This window comes from Agaribacillus sp. DX54, assembly GCF_056858335.1.
Map to the genome: position 1 here is coordinate 54,761 of NZ_JBXEQE010000002.1, position 22,306 is coordinate 77,066.

A 22,306-nucleotide genomic window follows, 5' to 3' on the forward strand; every position below is an offset into this window, starting at 1 on the left:
AATTTCCCGGAATGGGAAACTGCCATCGTATAAAATCCGCTTTTTTGGGCCAAAAACCGCGATATTAAGTTTGGCGGGCGTTTTGAAACAGGATTGCCACATTGAAACATTAAAAATATGAAAAGTGATAAACCAACAGCATATATCCAAAACACCATGTATAGCCTATTTGCCAGTAACAAATTCAGGTACCCGGTGTTGTTATCCCTGGTTTGTCTCATATCCCTGGCATTGACTGCGCAGGACATAACTTTGGAAGCTAAAAGAATGCAGAAAACAGATCAGGGATCTGCCATTGAATTATCTCTCCTCAGCCATTTATTTTTGAAAGTAAAGATTAACCCTCCTTATTATCAAAACATTACTGATTATGCCGGCCTGCCGGTTCATATATTAAGCTATAACAACGAATTGATCGCTGAGGGGGTGCTGGATCAAAATGGACAAGCGGAATTTAACGAGTTAATAAAAGTTTCTTTGGACCGGGTTCACATTTACAGCGTTGTGACCGGGGATAAGATAACAGTAGAAAACCCCAACGGGGCAGTGGTGGGATTTTTAATATCACCTCTGGATAAGTTAAAAGATATTTAAGTTACCGTAATGGTGTTTTAGTTTAGTTAGTTGGTTTTTTGGTTAAAAGTGGTCTAAGCATTTGCGAAGACCATTTTTTGTTTTCGGAAGTTTTAAAGACAGTTAACCGCTGTCAATTCTGGCAATTATCATTATTTTTGAAAAAACTATCGGACAAATTTATGCTCAGAAGGCCACGGAGAAACAGAAAATCGCCCATCATCAGGTCAATGGTTGCGGAAACAAACTTATCGGTGAAGGATATGATCTTTCCCATATTTTTGATTGAAGGAAATAATAAACAGGTGGAAGTTGATTCGATGCCGGGGATTTTTCGTTTTAGCCTTGACAAGCTGCTTCCTGAAATAGAGGCCTGCCTTAAGCTGGGGATTACTACATTTGCTCCGTTCCCTGCCATCGATGAGTCAAAGAAGGATAAGTTTGCCACTGAAAGCCATAATCCGGATGGTCTATATATTAAGGCTATAACGGCGGTAAAAAAGGAGTTCCCTGATATTTGTCTGGTTACCGATGTGGCGATGGATCCCTATAGCTCAGATGGCCATGATGGCATAGTTGAAAACGGTGAGATACTAAATGACGAAACCCTGGAAGTTCTGGGCAAAATGGCTTTGGCCCAGGCCCAAGCAGGTGCAGATATCATTGGCCCTTCCGATATGATGGATGGAAGGGTAGGCTATCTCAGAAATATGTTGGATGAACATGGTTATTCCGGCGTTTCCATTATGTCTTACACCGCTAAATATGCCAGTGCTTTTTACGGCCCCTTTCGCGATGCCCTGGACTCTGCTCCCAAAGCGGGTGATAAAAAAACCTATCAAATGGATCCTGCCAACCAAAAAGAGGCGTTGATTGAGGCAGACCTGGATATGGAAGAGGGGGCGGACTTTATCATGGTGAAGCCTGCTCTTGCATATCTCGATGTTATCAAACTTTTAAATGACCACCTTAACCTGCCTGTAGCTGCCTATAATGTTAGCGGCGAATATGCCATGATCAAAGCTGCGGCCCAAAGAGGCTGGTTAGAGGGTACAGGTGCCATGCTTGAAGTTCTGCTAAGTATTAAAAGAGCAGGCGCGAAGCTTATATTGACTTATTTCGCTAAAGATTTTGCCATGCATCAGCAGGTCTGACGGTGTATTGAATATGTTAATCAAACAAATCGTCTTCACGCTCCAACATCAAAATGGAGGATTGGGGCACAATGTAGTATTTCTCTCCTTTGTATTGTAACGCATAAGCCCCTTTTTGAAGAAAAATAGCCAGATCCCCTTCTTTGGCCTGTAAAGGAAGCTATTTCACCTTCTCATCCTGCTCCTTCCAAATCTCATCCTCGTCAGCCGGAATAGGAATGGGGTATCCCGGGCCGGTTTTCGCCTATAAAATCAAAATACAGGCACATGCTTAAGTTGTGCAACACCCACGAGACACTTGCGCCAGCAAGAATCAACCACTAACTGTCAATTGCCAATCACTCCAAAATCTTTTTTAATCCCTCCCAATATTTTTCAAATTGCCCCAGATTATTGTGACCCCCGTGAGGTATGGTGATCATTTCTACATTTTTTCCATCGAGCGATTCCTCCAGTTTTTTGCCGGAGGCGTAGGCTACTATTTCATCTTGCAAGCCGTGGAAGATGTAAACCGGTGTTTCAACAGCTTGTAGATATTGATAGGATTCCAATGGATAGCGGATGAGTTGGTTTACAGGAAGAAAAGGGAAATACGACCGGGCAATTTGGGCCAGGCTGTAAAATGGAGTTTCCAGGATTAAAAACCTGTGAGGTATCTGAGAGGCAAGATAGGCAGCAATGCCAGTACCAATAGATCTGCCGTAAATAACAATATCCCTGGCGGCGTATTTTTGCTTTAAATAATCATAACATAACCTGGCATCACTGAATAAAGCAGCCTGACTGATTTTACCCGTACTTTTACCATAGCCTCTGTAATCAGGCATAAAAATATCGTAACCAAGTTTCGTGAATGCCTCTGCTACCTGTCCCCATCCTGCCAAACTTCCGGCATTACCGTGAAAATACAGGATAACTCCCTTAGGTTGCACTGAGAAAAAATGTAGTGCATGGATCCTGGCTCGGCCTGCCTCATTACTTTCCAAAAAGACTTCCTCGAACTTATTCCGGAAGGTAAACTGATAGTCCTGCGGCAATTTTTGCGGAAAAAAAATAACCTTTTCCTGGAAAAAATAAAGCACCAGGCACAAGGCCAGATAAATTACGGCAGCGCCCAAGAAAAATTTCAGTATGAAACTCATAGGGTGGGTATCGTTAAAAGGTTGGGTTTTTTAAGCATCCTCTTCTTCACTTTCTTCGAGGGATAAGGGATCGGAATCCGGTAGCTCCAGGGCCTCGACCGATTGGATGGCGTTGCCTGCAATACCTTTAATGGTACTGTACATGTAATTGGTGTTCAGCAACACTTTTTCTATTTGCATTTCCCGCCTTTTCCAATGCCCCTGAATCGATCTTCTTTCCTTTTCCAGATCCTGCTTCATTTGGGTAAAGCCTTCCACAATGCCTTCGATCTGGAGCTTGAACTCGTTGCTGGTGAGAAAGTCATACAACATGGTCATTTTATCACCTTTGTTTTCCTGGACGGTCACCGCGTTGTTAATCTGAATGATGGACTCCCTTAAGACAAAACACAAACCTTTGAACTCCTCGAAAGTACAAACCCAAATTCCCTCTTTCAATCCCATGCGTTCCATGTTGTCTGGCATGGTGTCAGTTACCAGTACGCCGATGTTGGCACCTTTTTCACGAATGTCATTTTTAAACTTCTCAATCCAGGTTTTTTGAAAATCCTTCGTACGCTTGCTTTCATAATAGATGACTCCGCAGTTTTGCTTTTCCCTGGTGTTGACGATCTGCAAACAATCTGCCCCCCTTGCCCCTTTTTTGATTTCTGAGATGGTATCCAGAGGAAATTTATCCTGCAACCATTCCTCAATAGCCAATTCCTGGACTTCCCCCTGAATTTGCATGGAACCCTGTGCTACCTTTCTTTGCATTTCTTCCAGGTGTTTCTTTTGGTCTTTCAGCTTTTTTTCATACTCCTTGAACTTAAGCTCATTTTTCTCAGCCTCTTTTTTTCTGATTTCTTCAGCAAAATCTTCCATTTTCCTGTTAAGCTCTCTTTGCACCTTCAGTTCCAACTCTTCCTGTTGTTCCTTTAATTGATTTTCTTTTTTCAATAGTTCCAACTCCCGTTGCTTCAGCAATGCATTTTCCTCTTTTTTTTGAGCATTTTCTTCCTCGAGCATTTTTATTTTTTGCTGAAATTCGCCGGAGGTTTCTTCTTTTAATCGCAGCTTTTCCTCCTGCAGTTTTTTGACCAGCCTCTGCTGAAAGATCTCATTTTCCCGCTCTTTTTTCTTTTCGAATGCCTCCCTTTCTTGGGCCAGTGCCTGTTTTTGATGGTTAAATGCCGCTGCCTGATCAATTAACTTTTTTTCATACTCTTTTTTGATCCTTTCCCGGGCCTGGTTAAAAAAGGCTTCCTCGACAGGGAATTCGAAATGGCAGTTGGGGCAACTGATGATGTTTTTATTGTTACTCATAGATTGATTTTTAAGCCATGTTTGCTTAAACAAATCTAGTGGAATTTGATGAAGTTAATTTTATTCTCGATATAATTTTGAACAGGGGCGGCCATTTTCATGAGGGTGGTATTTGTTTCAGAAATCTTGTTTGCGTCATAGTATGGCTTTGAGCTATGCTATGACTGGTAATTAAAAATTTCGGGTAGCGTTGTATTCTTGAGCAGGAAGGGCCGGATTTAGAGCAAAAGTGCAATAAGAGGTAAAGAATGTGTAAAGTATTTCGTTATATTAAAAATAATTTTTTTGAATTGTTGTGACTTTTTGAATGCGGTGGTATTATAAAGTCAAACGATTAAATAAAATAGCCTTTGAATAGTCATTACCATATCAGCGATGAACAGATTAGTCAGGAGCAGGCATGGGTAGAGGCGGCACAAAAGGATCCTGAACAATTCGATAAGCTATATGACCGCTACTTCGGAGGTATATTTAATTTTGTTTACAGGAGGACGGATGATGAGGTAGTAGCTGCAGACATTACGTCACAGACCTTTTTGGCGGCATTGCAAAATCTGAAAAAGTACAGCTTCAGGGGATTACCATTTTCTGCGTGGCTTTACAAAATAGCGGCTAACCAGGTTAACAAGTATTACCGGATCTCTAAGAAAAATGTGGTTTTCAGCCTGGAAGAGTCGTTGATTGGAAAGTTGATTGCCGAAACTGAGGAAGATACCAATGAGGAAAAAGTTGCCCTGTTGGTGGAATACCTTAAGCAGCTATCAACAGAAGACGTCATGGTGTTGGAATTGCGTTTTTTTGAAGAAAAGAGTTTCAGAGAGATTGCCTATATATTGGAGATCACAGAGAGTGGTGCGAAGATGAGGACGTACAGAGCCCTGAACAAATTAAAAAAAACCTTTGACGCTAAATTAAAGAGGTATGAAAAGGCATGATATCAGATTGAGGAAACAGGAGTTTAGCGCTAACCGCATCAGGCAGTATAAAGATTACAAACAATTGATGGGTAAACACCAGCGTATGAGCCGCACTCGTACCATGGTGCAATTTGCAGTGGCAGTTGTATTGCTGGTATTCGTCATGGGGTTGATATATTATACGGCAACCAGCCCGGTGGCCGAATCGCCACAGGTTGAAGGGCCGGATTTTAATCAGAAAACAGGTATTCTTAATCCTGAAACAGACCAAACTGATTTTAAGCATGAAGTGGTCAGTGTGATAGGCATTAGCGCATCACCAATGGGGGGACTGGAACAATATGAGACGTATTTAAATGAAAATTTACGTTATCCGTTGGCCGCGAAACAAGGAAGGCTTTCGGGAAAAGTTTTGGTGCAATTTCTGGTGAGTCCGGAGGGCAGTCTGAGTGATTTCAGAATTATGCAAAGTGTTGGCGGAGGATGCGATGAGGAGGCAATCCGCCTGATTAAGGAAGGGCCGGCTTGGGTGCCTGGGATGATCAACGGGGAATCAAAAGAAGGGGCCATGATTGTACCGGTTAATTTTGAGCTTAAAAACAAATAAACTACCCTTATTATACAGCCTTTGACCGGCAAATTTGTCTGAGTCCGGGTACTATTTTGAACAAGTGTATGGCCATACCAGCGTTCACCTGATTCTTTTTTGAAACTTTAAACAAAATTTATCATGGATGTTAAGAAAAAACCAACGGCTGACGTCTATCGCAGCCGGAGTATGTATTTAAATCTTAGTTTGGTTATAACCTTGTTGCTTGTGATCAGCGCTTTCCAATGGCGATCGTACGGAGCAGGTGACCTGCTTACTTTTGGAAGTTTGGACGAAGCAGAGGATGATTTATTCATTGTTCCGCCAACCGTGCAACCACCACCTCCAAAACCTAAAATTCAGCACCCCAAAGTATTGGAAGTTGAAGACGATGTGGAAATTGAGGACCTGGATATTAGCCTGGATGTTTTTATCGATGAAGATGATGCTATTGAAGTTATCGTTTATGATGATCCGGAAGATGAGGAAGACGCAGACCATATCTGGGAAGGAATTATCGAAGAGCAACCGGCCCCTGTGGGTGGTATGTCGGCTTTCAAGCAATTTTTAAAGAAAAACCTGAAATACCCCAACCAGGCACGGAGGATGGGTATTGAAGGGAAGGTATTTGTACAATTTATCGTGGACAGGGATGGCAGTCTCAACGATATAAAGGTGCTTAAAGGCATTGGGGCAGGCTGTGATGAAGAAGCTGTGAGGATCTTGAAAAAACACCCCAAATGGTCGCCCGGCAAACAACGTGGCAGGCCTGTCAAGGTTCGAATGGTCATCCCGATCTTCTTCAAACTGGGATAATGCCCGAAAAAGGGAAATAGCCATCAGTTTAAGCAATTTGCTATTAAATATTGTCGCGATGCAACTAAACCCGAATGGCGTGTGCGTGTGTGGAGCATGGGCTCACCATTCTCGGGGAAGATGTTTGCGCCGAAGCTTTGCCGGCATATTACCGGTGGAAACGATACATAAAGGCGACGAACCATATTGACAGCATATTTTACCTAAATCATGGCATGGCAAATATTTAATAAGCTTTCAACTGGCGGCTTTTATCCCGGTTTCGAATGAATAACGATCACAGGGTTTACCATACAGTTTGGCCAAGTGATGGCCGTTATGCAAAGCCTTTTGTTTTATTGGATCAGTTCTAAAATACAACAGCCTGGAGAGGGTGGACTTTACACTTAAAACAAAGAATTGAATTTACATTTAGAAAACAGATTTGAAATGAAAAACCAAACCAAAAGAGGCCGCCCGCAGCTTAACACCGGAAGCATGGCCGATATCGCTTTTTTACTTTTAATATTCTTCCTGGTTACTATGACTATCAATACCGACAAAGGCTTGATGATGCGGCTGCCGCCGAAACCTGATCAGCCCCTTGACATGGAAATTCATGAAAGGAATCTTTTCAAGATTTTGCTGAACAGCCATAACCAGGTGATGGTAGAAGATAAATTACTGGATAACATGACCGGGCTCAGGCAGGATATTATCGATTTTGTCCTGAACCGGGGAAAAGATGAGAACAGCTCGGATAGCCCCGAAAAGGCAGTAGTGTCGATAAAAACCAACCGGGGTACATCCTATAAGCAGTATATTAAAATACTTGATGAGGTGCAGGCGGCCTATTTTGAAGTATATGCGGAACGGGCAGGTGTGACACCAGAGATTTTCAGGGCGCTGGACCATAGAGACCCGAAGCAAAAAGCACTTTACTTAAAAGCAAGAAAAGGCATCCCCATGAACATTTCCATTGCCAAACCTTCGAACTAAAATTACAGGAAAAATGAATAAGTTTAAAACAAGTAGTAACACTTCACAGGAAATCCCCATGGCCGCGCTGCCAGATATCATTTTTATGTTATTGTTTTTTTTCATGGTCACCACAGTGGTCAGGCCAAACGAGATTTTAGTTAAGCAGCAATTACCCAGTGCCACGCAATTGAAGAAAGTTGAAAAAAAATCATTGGTAGCCAATTTTAACATCGGCGCTCCTAAAAATGTGCATCAGTATGGTACTGAAACTAAAATTCAATGTAATGATGTTTTTATTGCAACCAGGCAAATTCCCCAACAAGTTGAAGAAGCCAGGGCAAAATTGAGCGAACCGGAAAAGGACAAGCTGACCATCGCTTTAAAGATTGACGAGGAAGTGAAAATGGGTATAGTGAGTGATGTCGAAACACAACTTAAGGAGGTAAATGCTTTGAAAATCATTTATAATAGCGTTAAACCTCGGTAATTTTCTTTAATAATTCCTGAGGTTCACTCATCGATTGTATGCCGTTTTATTTTAATTTCTTAAACATTATCAAGTTTTTCCAGTTTTGTTACCCACTCCTCTTCCGAATGCCCTTCAGCAATAACATGAAGATGCTTCATGGCTTTCCTCCTATAATATTGTGTTCCCAAAGGTCACCTGTACTAAATTCATCCAGGTAAGCGGAAAGCTCATCTGAGGTATATCTTTTGTATTGTGAGTCTCTGCCCTTTCTTTCGATAACCACTAAATCATCAGGGGAAAAATTATTTACCATACTTACCGATTGTGTAGCAATCAATAGCTGACAATGATGAGATGCTGCTTTGATTAGACCAGCAATAACATCAATGGCTGCTGGATGAAGACCTAATTCAGGCTCATCAAGAAATTGAAAGTTGAAATCACCGATTTTAACCAAGCGTTATACTCAACTCAAAAGAGAAGTTCCGGTTCCCGATTTCCTAATGGCATACAACGATCCTGCTGAAATAACTGTGTGAAGAATATCTAAAAAGAACTGTAGCCTTTTGCATAGTGGACTCTCAATTTAAATATTCCCTCACGAACAGGCTGACAATCACCAAAGTTGCCATTGAGAGGGCTAAAAACACTCATCCGGACTGCGTAGGGCCCTCTTCTAAAACCGGGCCATATTCTATTTTAGTGATATAAGAGCTATCTCATTCTCTGTCAGCATGCATAAACCCTATCGTTTCGGATGTGGTTCCGGTATCCGGGCCTTCAGTCCATCTGAAGATCGATGTTATCCTAATGTTAACGGATTGTCCTGATTCACCGAGAAATCTTCCTTTATTCTCGGTAAATGCATCGAAATTGGCCGTTCTGCCTTCCTGTTTCAAATCGCCATCTTGTACCCTAAAACGAAGGCCAAATGCATCATCTCCTAATTCAGCCGGGCCTCGGATTGACCCACTCACATTGAGTGATCCTTCAGGATTCTCAAACCCCTCGAGGTTTGTGGTGAAATTGATGAGTTGGCCGGTAAACGTTTGGGCTTCGAAATCCAGGGTGAATTCTACATCGGCGAAGTAATCAAGTTTAAACCCGGAGGTGGTATTTCTTTCAAAAAATTCACCCATATGCATGCCCTTATAGACCATGGTACCACTCGTAGGGAACCCTGCTTTTCTGGTGAGGGAATGCTTGGCGTTCTCTCTCAATGCTTTATACCGGGTCTGCGCTTCCGCAAACGTCCGCTGTGCGTTTTCATCATTGCTTGTATTATCTGTAACAGCCTCATCGTCCTCACTACAGCTCCAGATGGCCAACAGAACTAAAAAAATAAATGAGATTTTATTCATAACGCAAGGATCATTATGGTTAAAAAAATTATTCTTCCCGCCAAAATTAAGAATCACCGATATATTCCCCTACCCTTAATCCGTCAAATGATGTTGGTATTCTGACACTTGTAAGTTATTTCTCTAAATAAACACACATATTTACCGCTTTCAAATTGCGCTCACCAACAACAAAATGACAAAAAGATGGCCTCATTTGAGGAGAAATAAAAGTGATCCCATTCTATTTTTAAGCCGCGCAGAAATTACCCGACAACCCCTTCTAACCGCCACCAGAACAGGATATGAGTGCCATCAACAGCCAAGGCAAGCATCCTGGTTTAGGTTATTTATCTAGTTGAAGGGTGGAATGGGTTTTTCCTTCTTCATGAAAGTCACCATATTTATACAGTTTTTTGGTTGGTAAACGAGTTTAAATCTAAAAAGAATACATGAACGGGCAATACAGAAAAGCTATCAAGCCAGGTTTGTTGGTTAAAATAGTTCAAAAACAAGACCAAAGATCCGGTATCCTGACGGAAGGTGTAGTAAGGGATATCCTGACGAATTCGCCCACCCATCCGCATGGCATTAAAGTCAGGTTGGAAACCGGTGAGATAGGCAGGGTAAAAGAGATTCCGGAGGAATAAATCACGATGGGCCAGGGCATCGATCCGGATTGTGGAAATAGTCATGATGAAGATAGTTCGGTAATACTACGGAGTAGCATGGGCTCAAACGGGTTCCCTTTTTCCGGTTAAGTTGATTTAGCCAGGTTACATTTTTATGAAATTTTGATCTTAAACCCGCAGGTTCCGGTTATACCTAAAACTAATTTTAGGATCTTGACGTTTTCCATTAAGTATGTGATGGAAGCTCTCAATACATGATACTTTCTTTTTTGTGTAATGTATGAAGGCATTATTGAAAAATTTTTTATTTACCCGCTTGTACCTTAGGCAGATGAATTTTAAAAGGGACTTACGACTATTGGTTATCTTTACTTTCCTATCACCCTATTGCTTCGGTCAAACTGCAGGGGAATATTACGAAAGAGGCATCAGGGAGCTATATAAGAATAAAAATTACAAAGCCGCCCTGACAGCTTTTTCCAGGGTAATTGATATCGACCCCGAATTTTATGCCGCATACACCAACCGTGGAAAGGTAAAGCAAAAAATGAGGGACTATTACGGGGCCAGAAAAGATTTTGACAAGGCGGTGGAATTACGCCCCCAAAGTTTTGACGTGTACATCGCCCGGGCAGATTTTAATACGGCTATTAAAAAACTCAATGAAGCCTACGAAGATTACACCAGGGCTTTGGATTTGAATCCGGGATCCACAGAAATATATACTAAAAGAGCGCAGGTTGCCCATCTGTTGAGGGACTTTAATAGTGGCATTCAGGATCTTGATTCGGCGATTTCGATCACGCCGGCAGACCATAAACTATACGCCATGCGGGCTCACATAAAATCCAATGCCTATGATTCCAGATCGGATACAGGAGTTGAATGGGGCACAGCGGCTATTGTAGACCTGGACACGGCACTGAGTATAGATCCGCTCAACGCGGATTATTACGATCAGCGTGGTGTTATTAAGTTTGAATTGGGCAGAAACCTGGATGCTATGGCAGATTTTAACCGGGCCATTGAACTGAATCCAAAAAATCCTGAAACGTTCAACAACAGGGGTCTCGTGAAAATGAAAATAGAGGATTACAAATCGGCGAACAGTGATTTTGGTAAGGCCATTGAACTGTCTCCCGATAAAGAGTATTATTTTAGAAACCGGGGTTTGACCCGTTTCAATGCAGGGAAGCATAAAATGGCAATTACCGACTACACCAGGGCCATACAATTGATCATAAGCCAGGGTGAGGTACCGGCAGACGGAGTCAATTTTAAACTAACCAATGCGCATCTGATCAGGGGCATGTCCTATGTCGCTATCAAGAATAATTTCGCAGGCTGCAAAGACTTCTATCGCGCTGCTGAACTGGGTGAAACCAAGGCCAAAAACTATTTGCGAAGGTACTGCAATAACCAGTAAAATCGCCGCGCGTAATGAACACTCATTTTTTAACTAACGACTCAATAATCTGAAAATTAACTTCCGGGAAACAGGGCAAGTATCTCGTGGCTGATGCGGAACGTTTTCGGCAGAATTCTTTGTGCCTCTTCGTGTCTTTGTGCCTCCGTGGTGAAAAATGGTAAACCACCAAGACACCAAGAGACACAAAGATTTTGGTCGATGAAATAAAATACAGGTTCACGCTTGAGTTTTGTAACAGCCAGGAACATTGGCGCCATATCTTCGTTGAGAGGCAGGCTTGATTTTATGTCGTCTCACACCCTTGGACGCATACACTACTTTTAAAAAAAATTGTCGAAAACTTGCAATTACGAACTGATTCGTACTTACAAGTTTGTACGAATCAGTTCGTATTTACAAGTTATGAGTTTTCCAAAACCAACAGACAGTGAATTAGCCATTTTGCAGGAGCTATGGCAAAGGGGGCCGAGTACGGTGAAGGTAATCCATGAAGCCTTGTCATCAAGCCGCGATATCGGCTATACCACCGCCCTGAAGCTGATGCAAATCATGCATGAGAAGGGTTTGCTCACCAGGGAAAGGGAAGGAAAAACCCACATTTATCAACCTGCTGTTTCGCAGGAAAAAATACAGAAACAACTACTCAATAAATTAGTGGACACCGCTTTTCAGGGATCTGCCATGAAGTTGATCATGCAGGCGCTGGGCAATGAAAAAACCTCCACTGATGAACTCACTCAAATAAAGTCTTTTATTGAAAAACTGGAAGGAGGTCAAAATGAATAAGCTTAATGAAATTTTCTCAACAACTTTTACCGAAGCACTCGGCTGGACACTTTTCCATTCACTCTGGCAAGGGGCAATCATTGCTGTTTTCTTATATCTTCTGCTGTCAATCTTCAGACAGGGACAGTCAAGGATTCGCTACTTTATCGCTGTTAGCGCTCAATTATCAATTTTAACCGTGGCTGTCATTACTTTTATGTACCAGCTTAATATAGCTGCTCCTGCGGCTGTCGATAAGAAGATGCCACTCTATTTTTTGAAGTCAACGCATGGTGCAGCAGCCGGTGATTATGCCGTTGGCAATGCATCCACTTTTACCCTGGACTACCTCCTGGCTGTTGTTCAGGCTCAGATGCCCCTGTTTTTAATGGGCTGGCTTGCCGGCGTAGTGATTGCCCTATGCAAGCTGGCAGGGGGGTATTACTACATGAAAACAAAGATCGGAAAGGCCATGAACCATTGCCCCGATGAACTAAAGCAACTGCTTTCAAGGCTCACAAACCAGATGAATTTTAACAGGATGGTGAGAATTTGCGAAGTACCATTTCTAAATGTACCCGCTGTTTTTGGTCATTTGAAACCGGTTATACTAATTCCTGTAGGGTTGGTAAATCATCTTACCCCTCAGCAGGTGGAAATGGTAATTCTACATGAGTTGGCCCACATTAAGAGGAATGATTTTTTGATTAACCTGTTACAGTCTATTATGGAAGCCCTGTTTTTCTTCAATCCCACAGTGTGGTGGATATCGCGCGAGATAAGACAGGAAAGGGAAAATTGTTGTGATGACCTTATCATAGAAATGCATGGACAACCGTTGCCATACATTAAAACCCTGGCAGCAGTCAATCATTTTAATGTCTCAGGCTTTAAATTACTTCCTGGCTTTTTTGGAAACAGTAAAGGACAGTTACTGAAGCGAATGCAACGGCTTGTTGGGGTTAAAACGGGCAATTCCTCTCCCCAGGGGTACAAGGTGGTATCTTTATTGGTAGTGCTCCTGTCGTTCTTTTATTTCGGTTGGGTAAATAAACATTTGACTACTCCAAACCAGGCCGTAGAGCATGGCAGTGCATACAGCACTCTCCTTTCGGAAATTCCTGAGCCATCTCAGGGATTTTACAAGATATTGCCGGTTCCGGAGGCCGATACGGTTAAAGATGATGATATTACCAGGGAACAAGCGGCAAAAATCAAGGAACAGGAGCAGCTTATCAAGGAGTTGAAGGCTAAAATTGATGCGCTGGAAGCCAGAAAAAGCGAAGATAGGAGAGCAAGAGCGCAACGCAAGGAAGAAGTAATAAGAAGTTCGGGAGAGCATCCGGAGGAAATGCTTGAGCTTAAGGAGGAGGCAAAGAGGCAGCTTGAAAAATTACAAGACCCGGAGATAGAAAGCGTTGAAAAGATTGGTGAGATGCTGGAAAATACAATCATCGAAGAACTTCCGGATTTTAGCCGCCTTAATCACCTGAAAGACGTCGAGATCGAGCTGGAAATTCAGGAACATTTGAACATCATTCGGGAAGAAATACTGGAAAACATCAATGAGGTTAACATTTCAAGACTGGAAGACTTTGAAATAAATATCTCCGGTTTGCAAGCTTTGGAATTAAACACGGAGAGTATGAAAGAAATGATGCAATTCGATTTGGAATAGCCCCCGATGTGACGGTTCAACTTGCCGCACCACATTAAAACTTTTGGATACCTTTAGTTGTGTGATCACCTTTGTGTCTCTTTGCGTCTTTGTGCCTTCGTGGTGAATAACGGTTAACCACAAAGTTCCCCAAGGTCAGACAATTGACCAAACATCTAACAAAAATAGTTAATTCATAAATATTTGATATTCAATAATTTATGAATTAGTTATATAGTAGACACCAAGGCACAAAAGGGACTATCTAAGCTAGCTCTTCGAAGGTAATTATGGTTTTTTCAATAATGTCACAGCATTCGTGCAGTTGCTCTTCGGTCATTACCAGTGGAGGGGCAAAACGAATGATGTTTCCATGCGTAGGCTTAGCCAGTAAACCATTATCTTTTAAAGCCATACAAATATCCCATGCTGTTGAACTTTCAGGTGTATCGTTGATCACAATGGCGTTAAGCAGCCCCTTTCCCCTTATCAGTTGAATAATGCTTGTTTTGGCGATCAATTGATTCATCCTTTCCCTGAATAAATTACCCAACCTGAAGGCATTTTCAGCAAGTTTTTCATCTTTTACCACTTGCAGGGCGGTGATGGCCACTTTACTTCCCAAAGGGTTACCGCCAAACGTACTGCCATGCTGCCCGGGTTTCATCACCTCCATAATATGGTCATCTGCCAGCACTGCCGACACAGGGTATACCCCGCCCGAAATGGCCTTGCCCAGGATCAGTATGTCGGCTTTTACATCTTCATAATCACAGGCAAGCAGTTTTCCTGTTCGTGCAATGCCCGTTTGGATTTCATCACCAATAAACAAAACATGATGTTTCCTGCATAAATCGTAAACATCTTTCAGAAATCCTTCGTCTGGTACATAAACCCCGGCCTCGCCCTGGATTGGTTCTACCAGCACGCCTACCACGTCCTTTTCTGCTAATGCCTCAGCCAGTGCTTTTGTATTGTTGTAAGGTATTTTGATAAACCCGGGTGTGTAAGGGCCGAAGTGTTTTTTAGCATCAGGGTCATTGGAGAAAGAGATAATGGTTGTAGTGCGGCCGTGGAAGTTGTTTTCAAAAACAATAATTTTGGCGGTATTTTCGGCTACACCTTTTTTCTCATACCCCCATTTCCGGCAAAGTTTAATGGCCGTTTCCACTCCCTCAGCCCCGGTGTTCATGGGAAGCACCTTGTCATAACCAAAATACTCAGTGATATATTTTTCATATACACCCAGCACATCGTTATGAAAAGCCCTGGATGTCAACGTTAGCGTATCGGCCTGTTCCTTAAGCGCCTTAACGATACGCGGATGGCAATGTCCCTGGTTTACCGCACTGTAGGCCGACAGGAAATCGTAATATTTTCTTCCTTCCACATCCCAGAGATATACACCTTCACCTTTTGAAAGTACCACGGGCAAAGGGTGGTAATTGTGGGCGCCGTACCTGTTTTCTAATGCAATAGCCTCATCACTTGAAGAAAGAATAGAGATCATATTTTTGGGTTTACAAATTTCAACTATCCGCAAATTTACTAAAATAAGCCCTGATTCCGAAAAGAATAATCTGCATATAATCCAAAAAAACAGTCATTTTTTGAAAATACTTTCTATTTTGCGGGTCTATGCATTTTAAAGCCGGATTTTGTTCAGAAAATATTTATGAAAGATTTTGCTGTTATTTTTGATATGGATGGGGTGTTGATCGATAGTAACCCTTACCACAAAAAAGCACTTGTACAATTTTGCCTTTCCCATGGCTACCAGCTAACGGAAGAGGAACTGCGTGAGAAGATTTACGGACGGACCAATAAGGACTGGATTACCAACCTTTTTAACGGTCAGGTTACAGGCGAGGAGCTGAAAAAGTATGCCGATGAGAAAGAGGCGCTTTTTCGAAGATTGTATAAGGGCTTTGTAAAGCCTGTGAAAGGACTCATAGCGTTTCTGGAGCTGTTGGAAGAAAAGAACATTACCAGGGCCATCGCCACATCTGCCCCCCGGGCCAATGTTGATTTTACCCTGCAAGAAACGCACATGGGAGAATTTTTTACGACCATTTTGGATGATTCGTACGTAAACAAAGGTAAGCCGGATCCGGAAATTTATTTAAAAACCGCTGCGGCTATAAATTATAAACCCGGGCATTGTGTGGTAATTGAGGATTCGCTGTCGGGTGTAAGCTCGGCCAGGGCGGCCGGCACCAAAGTGATTGGTATCACGACCACCCATACCAGGGAGGAATTGAGCGATACGGATTTAATCATTGATAATTTCACTGAACTCAATATTGAAACTATCGCATCGTTATTTTAAGTATTAAAAATAAGCCTGTAATTGAGTCGCTGTTGATCCATGTTATTTGAAAACCCATCCATAGAAATCAATGAATTGCCTTCTACCGAAGCATTGGATTTTAAAAAACTTGATCCCCGGTATCTGACAGTCAAAATTGTCAACCATACCATTTTTTTTTCATTTTCGGGATTGGGGCTGGTTTTGTTTGCGTGGCTTAGGGACGGCTTTCCGTTCAACCCGGTTTACCTGATTCTTTTAGGAGCCTGGGTGGTTATCTACCTTATAACGCTGTGGTACATGATCAAAGCTTTTCAATTTAAAGGTTATGTGCTTCGTGAACGGGATATTATTTATAGAAAAGGATGGCTCTGGAGCAGTACCACCATTGTTCCATTTAATCGCATTCAACATTGCGAATTAAGTCAGGGACCCTTTGAAAAGACCTATAATTTGGCCAAATTAAATATATTCACCGCAGGTGGGCAAAGCAGCGATTTAAGATTGCCCGGATTAAAAAAGGAGGAAGCTGCGCGTATAAAAGAATTTCTTGTCAATCAGATTAATGACCACCACAAACCCAGAAGCTAATTTCAACGTTCCTGCCAGGCAATCCAGGGCTGCGATTTTAATTTTCATTTTAAAATTTATCAATAATACTTTTAGAAAAGGCTGGGCACTCCTGGTCCCTGCATTTTTAGCACTGAGAAAATTATCGCTTGATGATTGGCAAATTTATGTGCTTGGTTTCGTCATTGCTGCTATTTACATTGTTTTTTCCTATTTGTCTTACCAACGCTTCTTTTATTATGTGCTGGGCGAAGAAATTATTATTGAAAAAGGTATCTTGTATAAAACCAAAATAAGCCTTCCTTTTGACAAAGTTCAAACGATTAATTTTAAGCAGAATATTCTGCAACAGGCCTTAGGTGTACTCACCCTGGAAATAGACGCTGCCGGTTCGGGCACTGAGGAAATTAGCCTGGAAGCGCTGCGTGAAAACAGGGCTAAACAATTCAGGGATTACATCCTGGACCGGAGAGGTGCTGCCGAACAGTTGGTGGAGGGGGAAAGTAGCCCATTGGATAGTGACAAAACGGAGGATCATACCTGGAAAAAAAGGGAAACAAAAACCCTGCTCCGGCTTCAACCTGTCGATTTAATTAAAATCGGCATTTCCCAGAACCATTTAAGATCGATGGTTATTTTTGCAGCTTTTGTCTGGAACATTTATGACCAGCTAAAAAAACAACTGAATTTCAATGAGGAAGAAAAGATTGAAGAACTGACAGGTTTTATTGGAAATGAGTGGTTGGGAAGGCTGGGTCTAACGATAGCCATTGTCCTGCTGCTTTCCTTGATTGTTTCCCTGGGTCTTGTCTTTTTCAGAAACTTGAATTTTCGCCTGCTAGAAACCGGTGAAGCCATTAAAAAACGGTATGGCCTCTTTGAAAGGCAAGAACAATCCACCACCCTCAGCAAGATCCAGAGTGTTTCATGGGGTGATAACCTTATTAAGAAATTATTTGGCCTTTTTGTGTTCCGCATGTACCCGGCGGCAGGTACTGAGCTTAACAGTAAAAAGACAATCAGCGTGCCGGGTTGCTACCGCCGGCATGTCAAGACAGTACTTGATCTTATTTTCGGTAATCAGGAGGTCGTTCATTATTCCAGGTATCCAATGAGCAGGTTATTTATCAGAAGATACCTTCTTTTCTCAGGTATTTTACCGGCAGTTTTTTTGGCCGCATTGACCTGTATGTTGAATGGATTTTATGGACTGTTCTTCCTGCTTTGGATTCCTCTGGCTTTTGTAGCTGTAAAAGTTTATTATAACAAATGGCAGCTTTTCCTTTCCGAAGATATCTTAAAAATTCAGTACGGTTTGTTTTCCCATCAAAACAAGATGATGTTTTTCCACAAGGTGCAGGGAGTAAAACTGAGCCAAAGCCCCTACCAAAAAAGGAATCGCCTCGCCTCGCTGGAATTGTTTTCTGCCGGCAGAAATTTTTCTATTAACTATCTGAGTTATGATACGGCTCTACAGCTTCAGAATTATATACTCTATAAAGTGGAGAGCTATGAGGAGACCTGGATGTAGTTGAAAAAAAGTACTTTTCATTTACAAAAAAATGGTTAACCACAAAGCCACCGAGACACAAAGAATTTTGTCGGAAACGTTGTGCAACAGCCACTGGCGCCAGGTTAGGAATTAAGTTATATGAGCGCAATAGAAAAGTACCTGAAGATAAAATAATTAAATATTTATCAAGACTATTCAAAAATCAGCTATGTTTAACCTGGAATACGCAGCGGAAAGTTTGGATTCTTATTAAAAGCTTCCGATATTTGCGAACTCTTTAGAAAAAAGAAGAAAAATAAAGCATCATGGCTAGAGTTTGTCAAATATCGGGAAAGAGGCCTTTAAGTGGGAATAATGTCTCACACGCCCATAATAAAACTAAAAGAAAGTTTTATCCCAACTTGCATAAAAAGCGTTTCTATATTCCTGAAGAGGATAAGTGGATCACCCTGAAAGTATCTGCTTCAGTGTTAAGAACGATTAATAAGAACGGCATTACCAGTGTCTTGAGAAAAGCCAGAAAACAAGGCAATGTTTTAGTATAGGCGTTGGTTCCGGTGATTAAAAAATTTTACTTTAATTAAGATGGCAAAAAAAGGTAATAGAGTTCAGGTAATTCTTGAGTGCACGGAGCATAAAAAAACCGGCTTACCGGGTACCTCGAGATATATCACCACCAAAAACAGGAAAAACACCACCGAAAGGCTGGAGCTGAAGAAGTACAATCCGGTACTTAAAAAACATACTGTTCACAAAGAAATTAAATAACCATGGCTAAGAAAGTTGTTGCTACCCTGCAAAAAAAAGAGACCAAAAATTTTGCTAAAGTTATTAAAGCTGTAAAGTCACCTAAAACAGGGGCCTATACTTTCAAAGAAGAGATGGTACCTGTTGATATGGTGAAAGAAGTTCTGGCTTCCGCCAAATAGGTAGCAAGAAAGGCAAAAATTGATGAAAGTCCCTGCTGGGACTTTTTTAGTTTTACTTTTAAGCAGCTTGCATTTAGCGTTACATTAAACCCATTATTAATCTTTCCGGCATGGCACTTTTCGGGCTTTTTGATAAGAAGAAAAATAAGGAGTCATTGGACAAGGGTCTTGAGAAGACCAAAACCTCATTTTTGTCGAAGATTAGCAAAGCGGTTGTCGGGAAGTCCAAAGTCGACGATGAAGTTTTAGATGAACTGGAAGAAATATTGATTACGTCGGATGTAGGGGTGGAGACAATGGTAAAAATCATTGAAAGAATAGAGGCGAGGGTCTCCAGGGACAAGTATCTTAATGCCAGTGAACTCGATGTAATCCTGAAGGAAGAGATAGCAGGGCTTCTACAGGAAAATAACAGCGAGGATTTGAAGGATTTTTATGTGCCGGAAGCGCACAAACCTCACGTAATCATGGTTGTTGGCGTAAACGGCGTAGGGAAGACCACCACGATTGGTAAATTGGCGGCTCAGTTCAAGGCCAGGGATAAAAAGGTAGTACTGGGTGCGGCGGATACCTTCCGGGCCGCAGCGGTAGACCAGTTGAAATTATGGGGAGAGCGGGTAGGTGTGCCGGTAGTAGCACATGGTATGCATACAGACCCTGCCTCAGTCGCCTACGACGCAGTAAAGGAAGGGGTACAGGAAAACGCTGATGTAGTGATAATCGATACGGCAGGCCGTTTGCATACCAAGGTGAACCTAATGAACGAACTTTCAAAAATAAAAAGGGTAATCCGGAAATTTATTCCGGAAGCGCCTCATGAGGTTTTGTTGGTATTGGATGGTAGCACAGGCCAGAATGCCATCATCCAGGCTAATGCTTTTACGCAAGCTACAGATGTTACAGCCCTGGCAATTACCAAACTGGATGGCACAGCAAAAGGAGGGGTCGTTATAGGCATTTCAGACAGATTTAAGATTCCGGTTAAGTATATAGGTGTGGGTGAGGGTGTGGAGGATCTGCAGATTTTCAACAAAAATCTGTTCGTCGACTCTTTATTCAGCAAAAATTAAATCTTCCCTCAACCTGCAACTATCAAACGCGTGCTCATCGTAGGGAGGCAACCCGGAACCCACTACCTACCCCCTCGATTTCAACCAATTATAGAACTGAACCTGCGACCTGACCTTCCTCGTCCCACTTGCCCTCTTGATAGGTAAATGCTTATGATTCTTATCCAGTTTCCGTAATTTGGTATTGTCTTTTAATTGCAGATTGATGAGTTGCATCAGTTCTTTCTTAATAGCCGGATCATATATGGGAAAGCCCACTTCAATACGGCGATAAAGATTTCGCTTCATCCAATCGGCTGAAGATAAATACATGTTGTTTTCCCCTCCATGCCTGAACACAAAAATACGGGCATGTTCCAGATACATATCTACCAGGCGATATATCTCGATGTTTTCACTATGATGCATTTCATTGGGAATAAGGCAGCAGATGCCTCTGACAATCAACTTTATCCGGACCCCCGCCTGGCTGGCTTCATAAAGCTTGTTAATCATGACTTCATCTTCCAGGTTGTTTAGTTTTATGATGATTTCCGCCACTTCGCCTTTCCGTGCATAATCTATTTCCCGGTCAATCATTTCAAGGAAACGTTCCTGAAGGTTGAATTTTGCTACCAGCAGGTGCTCAAACCCGGTGATTTTTTTCTTTTTATGCAGGTAGTTAAAAACCTGATCGAGCTCGGAAACCATGGTTTGATGACTTGTCAGTAAACCATGATCTGCATAAATGCTGGCTGTGCTTTCGTTAAAATTGCCGGTACCAAAGAACGCATAGGCCTTTAATTCCCCTTTTTTACTTTTCATTTTCACCAGGGCCACTTTAGCGTGTACCTTCAAACCCGGGATGCTATAGATAATGTTAATGCCCGCGTTTTGCATCTTTTTTGCCCACCGGATATTGTTTTCCTCATCAAACCGCGCTTTTAATTCTACAAATACTGTTACCTTTTTACCATTGTTTACCGCACTGATCAATGCATTGGCAATCACTGAATTTGCAGCTATACGATACAAGGTAACTTTTATTTCCTCTACCTCGGGGTCGGTAGCAGCTTCATTGAAAAAGCGCAATACGTAGTCGTACGATTGGTAAGGAAAATGTAAAATCACATCCTTTTCCCGGATGGTTTCAAAAATCGATTGACCCTGATCTAAAACAGTTTTTTTCACAGGCAATTGCCCCGGATACTTTAGCTTGGGGTAGAGGGGATTGGGAAGTTTCATGAAATCATTCAAATTATGATATCTCCCTCCTGGCACCAGTTCATCCTTACTTAGCCCGAAAGTATCTACGAGCTGTTTCAGCAGGTTTTCGTTCATTTCCTGATCATACAAAAACCTTGATGGCGGGCCAACGTTTCTTTTTGCCAGTTGTTTGGATATTTTTTCTACCAGGTCGCCTGAGTACTCATCCTCTATATTCAAATCCGCACTTTTATTGAGTTTGATACTATGACAGGCCAGTATATCATAACCGGGAAAAACGATGTGCAAATTGGCCTTTAGTATGTCGTCAAGCAGGACATAGTGATGACCATCTACAACGGAGTTTACTTTAAAGAACCGTGGAAGGTGATCAGAAGGAATATTGACATAGGCAAAACATGGCGTGTTTTCCGAAGGCGATTGGAGTTGAAGCGCGAGATAAATGCCCCGGTTATTGAGAAAAGGTTCCCGGTTGTTTTCCCTGTTTAAAAAATAAGGTTGGATATAGGCCAGTACCCTGCTTCTGAAATAGTATTCCGTTTCGGCAGAAAACTCCTCGGGTATTGTCTCATTCAGATGTACGAATATCTTGTTTGATCGCAGTTCAGGTAACAGTTCATTTCTGAAAACCTGACCGAATTCATCCAATTGCCGGTTTACTTTTTCATGAATTTCATGTAAAATAGTCTTTGGGTCAACAGGCAGATTCTTTTTCACTTTTTTCTTGCCCAGCTTATTGAGGCTTTGCCAAGAGGCCACCCTGACCCTGAAAAATTCATCGAGATTTGATGAGTATATAGATAGAAATTTGATTCGTTCATAAAGAGGTACGTTGGGATCCTTGGCTTCCTGCAGTACGCGGTGATTAAAAATTAACCAGCTCAAGTCCCTGTCAAATAAAGGCGTCGCTTCTTCCATAATGCGTTTAAATAATCGGGCAATAATTTATAGCAATTATTACT

The 22,306-nt window shown here is 41.9% G+C and carries 24 protein-coding genes and 1 pseudogene; 18 read left to right on the top strand and 7 right to left on the bottom strand.

All coding sequences use genetic code 11. The features are described 5' to 3' along the window. The first annotated feature begins 117 nt into the window (after window positions 1–117). Entirely contained in the window at window positions 118–594 is a 477-nt protein-coding gene (locus AC04NP_RS02740) for a hypothetical protein (RefSeq protein ID WP_482857832.1), read from the top strand. Between the two features lie 161 nt (window positions 595–755). Further along, entirely contained in the window at window positions 756–1,727 is a 972-nt protein-coding gene (gene hemB / locus AC04NP_RS02745) for a porphobilinogen synthase (RefSeq protein ID WP_482857834.1), read from the top strand. A 16-nt stretch (window positions 1,728–1,743) separates the two neighbouring features. Here the strand turns inward: hemB and AC04NP_RS02750 are convergent. From AC04NP_RS02750 to AC04NP_RS02760, 3 genes and pseudogenes are all read right to left on the bottom strand, one after another. Next, window positions 1,744–1,968: pseudogene (locus tag AC04NP_RS02750) on the bottom strand (co-chaperone GroES); the annotation flags it as partial. Between the two features lie 97 nt (window positions 1,969–2,065). Then, window positions 2,066–2,869 (bottom strand): alpha/beta hydrolase, encoded by an 804-nt coding sequence (locus tag AC04NP_RS02755; protein ID WP_482857835.1) that lies wholly within the window; start codon window positions 2,867–2,869, stop codon window positions 2,066–2,068. 30 nt (window positions 2,870–2,899) lie between these two features. Further along, a complete protein-coding gene (locus tag AC04NP_RS02760) occupies window positions 2,900–4,174 on the bottom strand; it encodes a DUF2130 domain-containing protein (protein ID WP_482857837.1) in 1,275 nt (424 codons plus the stop codon). 350 nt (window positions 4,175–4,524) lie between these two features. Between AC04NP_RS02760 and AC04NP_RS02765 the strand changes: the two genes are divergently transcribed. The 5 genes from AC04NP_RS02765 to AC04NP_RS02785 all read left to right on the top strand — a co-directional run bounded on the left by AC04NP_RS02765 (window position 4,525) and on the right by AC04NP_RS02785 (window position 7,943). Then, the gene (locus tag AC04NP_RS02765; RefSeq protein ID WP_482857838.1) at window positions 4,525–5,109 is read left to right on the top strand and encodes an RNA polymerase sigma factor; all 585 of its coding nucleotides are present in this window, start codon (window positions 4,525–4,527) and stop codon (window positions 5,107–5,109) included. After that, window positions 5,096–5,698 carry an energy transducer TonB gene (locus tag AC04NP_RS02770; RefSeq protein WP_482857839.1) on the top strand — a complete coding sequence of 201 codons (603 nt, stop codon included), beginning with the start codon at window positions 5,096–5,098 and terminating at the stop codon, window positions 5,696–5,698. Before AC04NP_RS02765 ends, AC04NP_RS02770 begins: the two co-directional genes overlap by 14 nt. A 123-nt stretch (window positions 5,699–5,821) precedes the next feature. Then, on the top strand, window positions 5,822–6,496 hold the full coding sequence (locus AC04NP_RS02775; protein WP_482857840.1) for an energy transducer TonB: 675 nt from the start codon (window positions 5,822–5,824) through the stop codon (window positions 6,494–6,496). Between the two features lie 429 nt (window positions 6,497–6,925). Beyond that, entirely contained in the window at window positions 6,926–7,474 is a 549-nt protein-coding gene (locus AC04NP_RS02780) for an ExbD/TolR family protein (RefSeq protein ID WP_482857841.1), read from the top strand. Between the two features lie 13 nt (window positions 7,475–7,487). Then, a complete protein-coding gene (locus tag AC04NP_RS02785) occupies window positions 7,488–7,943 on the top strand; it encodes an ExbD/TolR family protein (RefSeq protein WP_482857842.1) in 456 nt (151 codons plus the stop codon). A 136-nt stretch (window positions 7,944–8,079) separates the two neighbouring features. Here the strand turns inward: AC04NP_RS02785 and AC04NP_RS02790 are convergent, their stop codons facing one another. Together AC04NP_RS02790 and AC04NP_RS02795 are read right to left on the bottom strand one after the other, a co-directional pair. After that, window positions 8,080–8,382: an AAA family ATPase gene (locus AC04NP_RS02790; protein WP_482857844.1), complete on the bottom strand. Its 303-nt coding sequence runs from the start codon at window positions 8,380–8,382 to the stop codon at window positions 8,080–8,082. Between the two features lie 262 nt (window positions 8,383–8,644). After that, window positions 8,645–9,286, bottom strand: coding sequence for a hypothetical protein (locus AC04NP_RS02795; RefSeq protein WP_482857846.1), 642 nt, complete (start codon window positions 9,284–9,286; stop codon window positions 8,645–8,647). Between the two features lie 431 nt (window positions 9,287–9,717). Between AC04NP_RS02795 and AC04NP_RS02800 the strand changes: the two genes are divergently transcribed. The 4 genes from AC04NP_RS02800 to AC04NP_RS02815 all read left to right on the top strand — a co-directional run bounded on the left by AC04NP_RS02800 (window position 9,718) and on the right by AC04NP_RS02815 (window position 13,769). Continuing rightward, window positions 9,718–9,915: a YwbE family protein gene (locus AC04NP_RS02800; RefSeq protein ID WP_482857847.1), complete on the top strand. Its 198-nt coding sequence runs from the start codon at window positions 9,718–9,720 to the stop codon at window positions 9,913–9,915. A 313-nt stretch (window positions 9,916–10,228) separates the two neighbouring features. Continuing rightward, window positions 10,229–11,323 (top strand): tetratricopeptide repeat protein, encoded by a 1,095-nt coding sequence (locus tag AC04NP_RS02805; protein ID WP_482857849.1) that lies wholly within the window; start codon window positions 10,229–10,231, stop codon window positions 11,321–11,323. A 405-nt stretch (window positions 11,324–11,728) separates the two neighbouring features. Beyond that, window positions 11,729–12,112, top strand: a complete 384-nt coding sequence (locus AC04NP_RS02810; protein ID WP_482857850.1) for a BlaI/MecI/CopY family transcriptional regulator — start codon at window positions 11,729–11,731, stop codon at window positions 12,110–12,112. Next, a complete protein-coding gene (locus tag AC04NP_RS02815) occupies window positions 12,105–13,769 on the top strand; it encodes a M56 family metallopeptidase (RefSeq protein WP_482857852.1) in 1,665 nt (554 codons plus the stop codon). The genes AC04NP_RS02810 and AC04NP_RS02815 overlap by 8 nt, the downstream gene beginning before the upstream one ends. Window positions 13,770–14,013: 244 nt before the next feature. On the opposite strand, the gene rocD is transcribed toward AC04NP_RS02815, so the two are convergent. Then, the gene (gene rocD / locus AC04NP_RS02820) at window positions 14,014–15,258 is read right to left on the bottom strand and encodes an ornithine--oxo-acid transaminase (RefSeq protein ID WP_482857853.1); all 1,245 of its coding nucleotides are present in this window, start codon (window positions 15,256–15,258) and stop codon (window positions 14,014–14,016) included. A gap of 165 nt (window positions 15,259–15,423) precedes the next feature. Here rocD and AC04NP_RS02825 point away from each other — a divergent pair, with 165 nt between their 5' ends. From AC04NP_RS02825 to ftsY, 7 genes are all read left to right on the top strand, one after another. Beyond that, on the top strand, window positions 15,424–16,077 hold the full coding sequence (locus AC04NP_RS02825; RefSeq protein WP_482857855.1) for an HAD family hydrolase: 654 nt from the start codon (window positions 15,424–15,426) through the stop codon (window positions 16,075–16,077). Window positions 16,078–16,116: 39 nt separating this feature from the next. After that, the gene (locus AC04NP_RS02830; RefSeq protein ID WP_482857856.1) at window positions 16,117–16,647 is read left to right on the top strand and encodes a PH domain-containing protein; all 531 of its coding nucleotides are present in this window, start codon (window positions 16,117–16,119) and stop codon (window positions 16,645–16,647) included. Then, the gene (locus tag AC04NP_RS02835) at window positions 16,622–18,157 is read left to right on the top strand and encodes a PH domain-containing protein (RefSeq protein ID WP_482857857.1); all 1,536 of its coding nucleotides are present in this window, start codon (window positions 16,622–16,624) and stop codon (window positions 18,155–18,157) included. The genes AC04NP_RS02830 and AC04NP_RS02835 overlap by 26 nt, the downstream gene beginning before the upstream one ends. Window positions 18,158–18,444: 287 nt before the next feature. Further along, window positions 18,445–18,684 carry a 50S ribosomal protein L28 gene (gene rpmB / locus AC04NP_RS02840; protein WP_482857858.1) on the top strand — a complete coding sequence of 80 codons (240 nt, stop codon included), beginning with the start codon at window positions 18,445–18,447 and terminating at the stop codon, window positions 18,682–18,684. 40 nt (window positions 18,685–18,724) lie between these two features. Continuing rightward, the gene (rpmG, locus tag AC04NP_RS02845) at window positions 18,725–18,907 is read left to right on the top strand and encodes a 50S ribosomal protein L33 (RefSeq protein ID WP_482857859.1); all 183 of its coding nucleotides are present in this window, start codon (window positions 18,725–18,727) and stop codon (window positions 18,905–18,907) included. Window positions 18,908–18,909: 2 nt separating this feature from the next. Then, window positions 18,910–19,068, top strand: coding sequence for a DUF4295 domain-containing protein (locus AC04NP_RS02850; protein WP_482857860.1), 159 nt, complete (start codon window positions 18,910–18,912; stop codon window positions 19,066–19,068). Window positions 19,069–19,178: 110 nt separating this feature from the next. Next, window positions 19,179–20,138, top strand: a complete 960-nt coding sequence (gene ftsY, locus AC04NP_RS02855; protein ID WP_482857861.1) for a signal recognition particle-docking protein FtsY — start codon at window positions 19,179–19,181, stop codon at window positions 20,136–20,138. 66 nt (window positions 20,139–20,204) lie between these two features. On the opposite strand, the gene ppk1 is transcribed toward ftsY, so the two are convergent. Then, window positions 20,205–22,262 (bottom strand): polyphosphate kinase 1, encoded by a 2,058-nt coding sequence (gene ppk1, locus AC04NP_RS02860; protein WP_482857862.1) that lies wholly within the window; start codon window positions 22,260–22,262, stop codon window positions 20,205–20,207. Window positions 22,263–22,306: the final 44 nt, after the last annotated feature.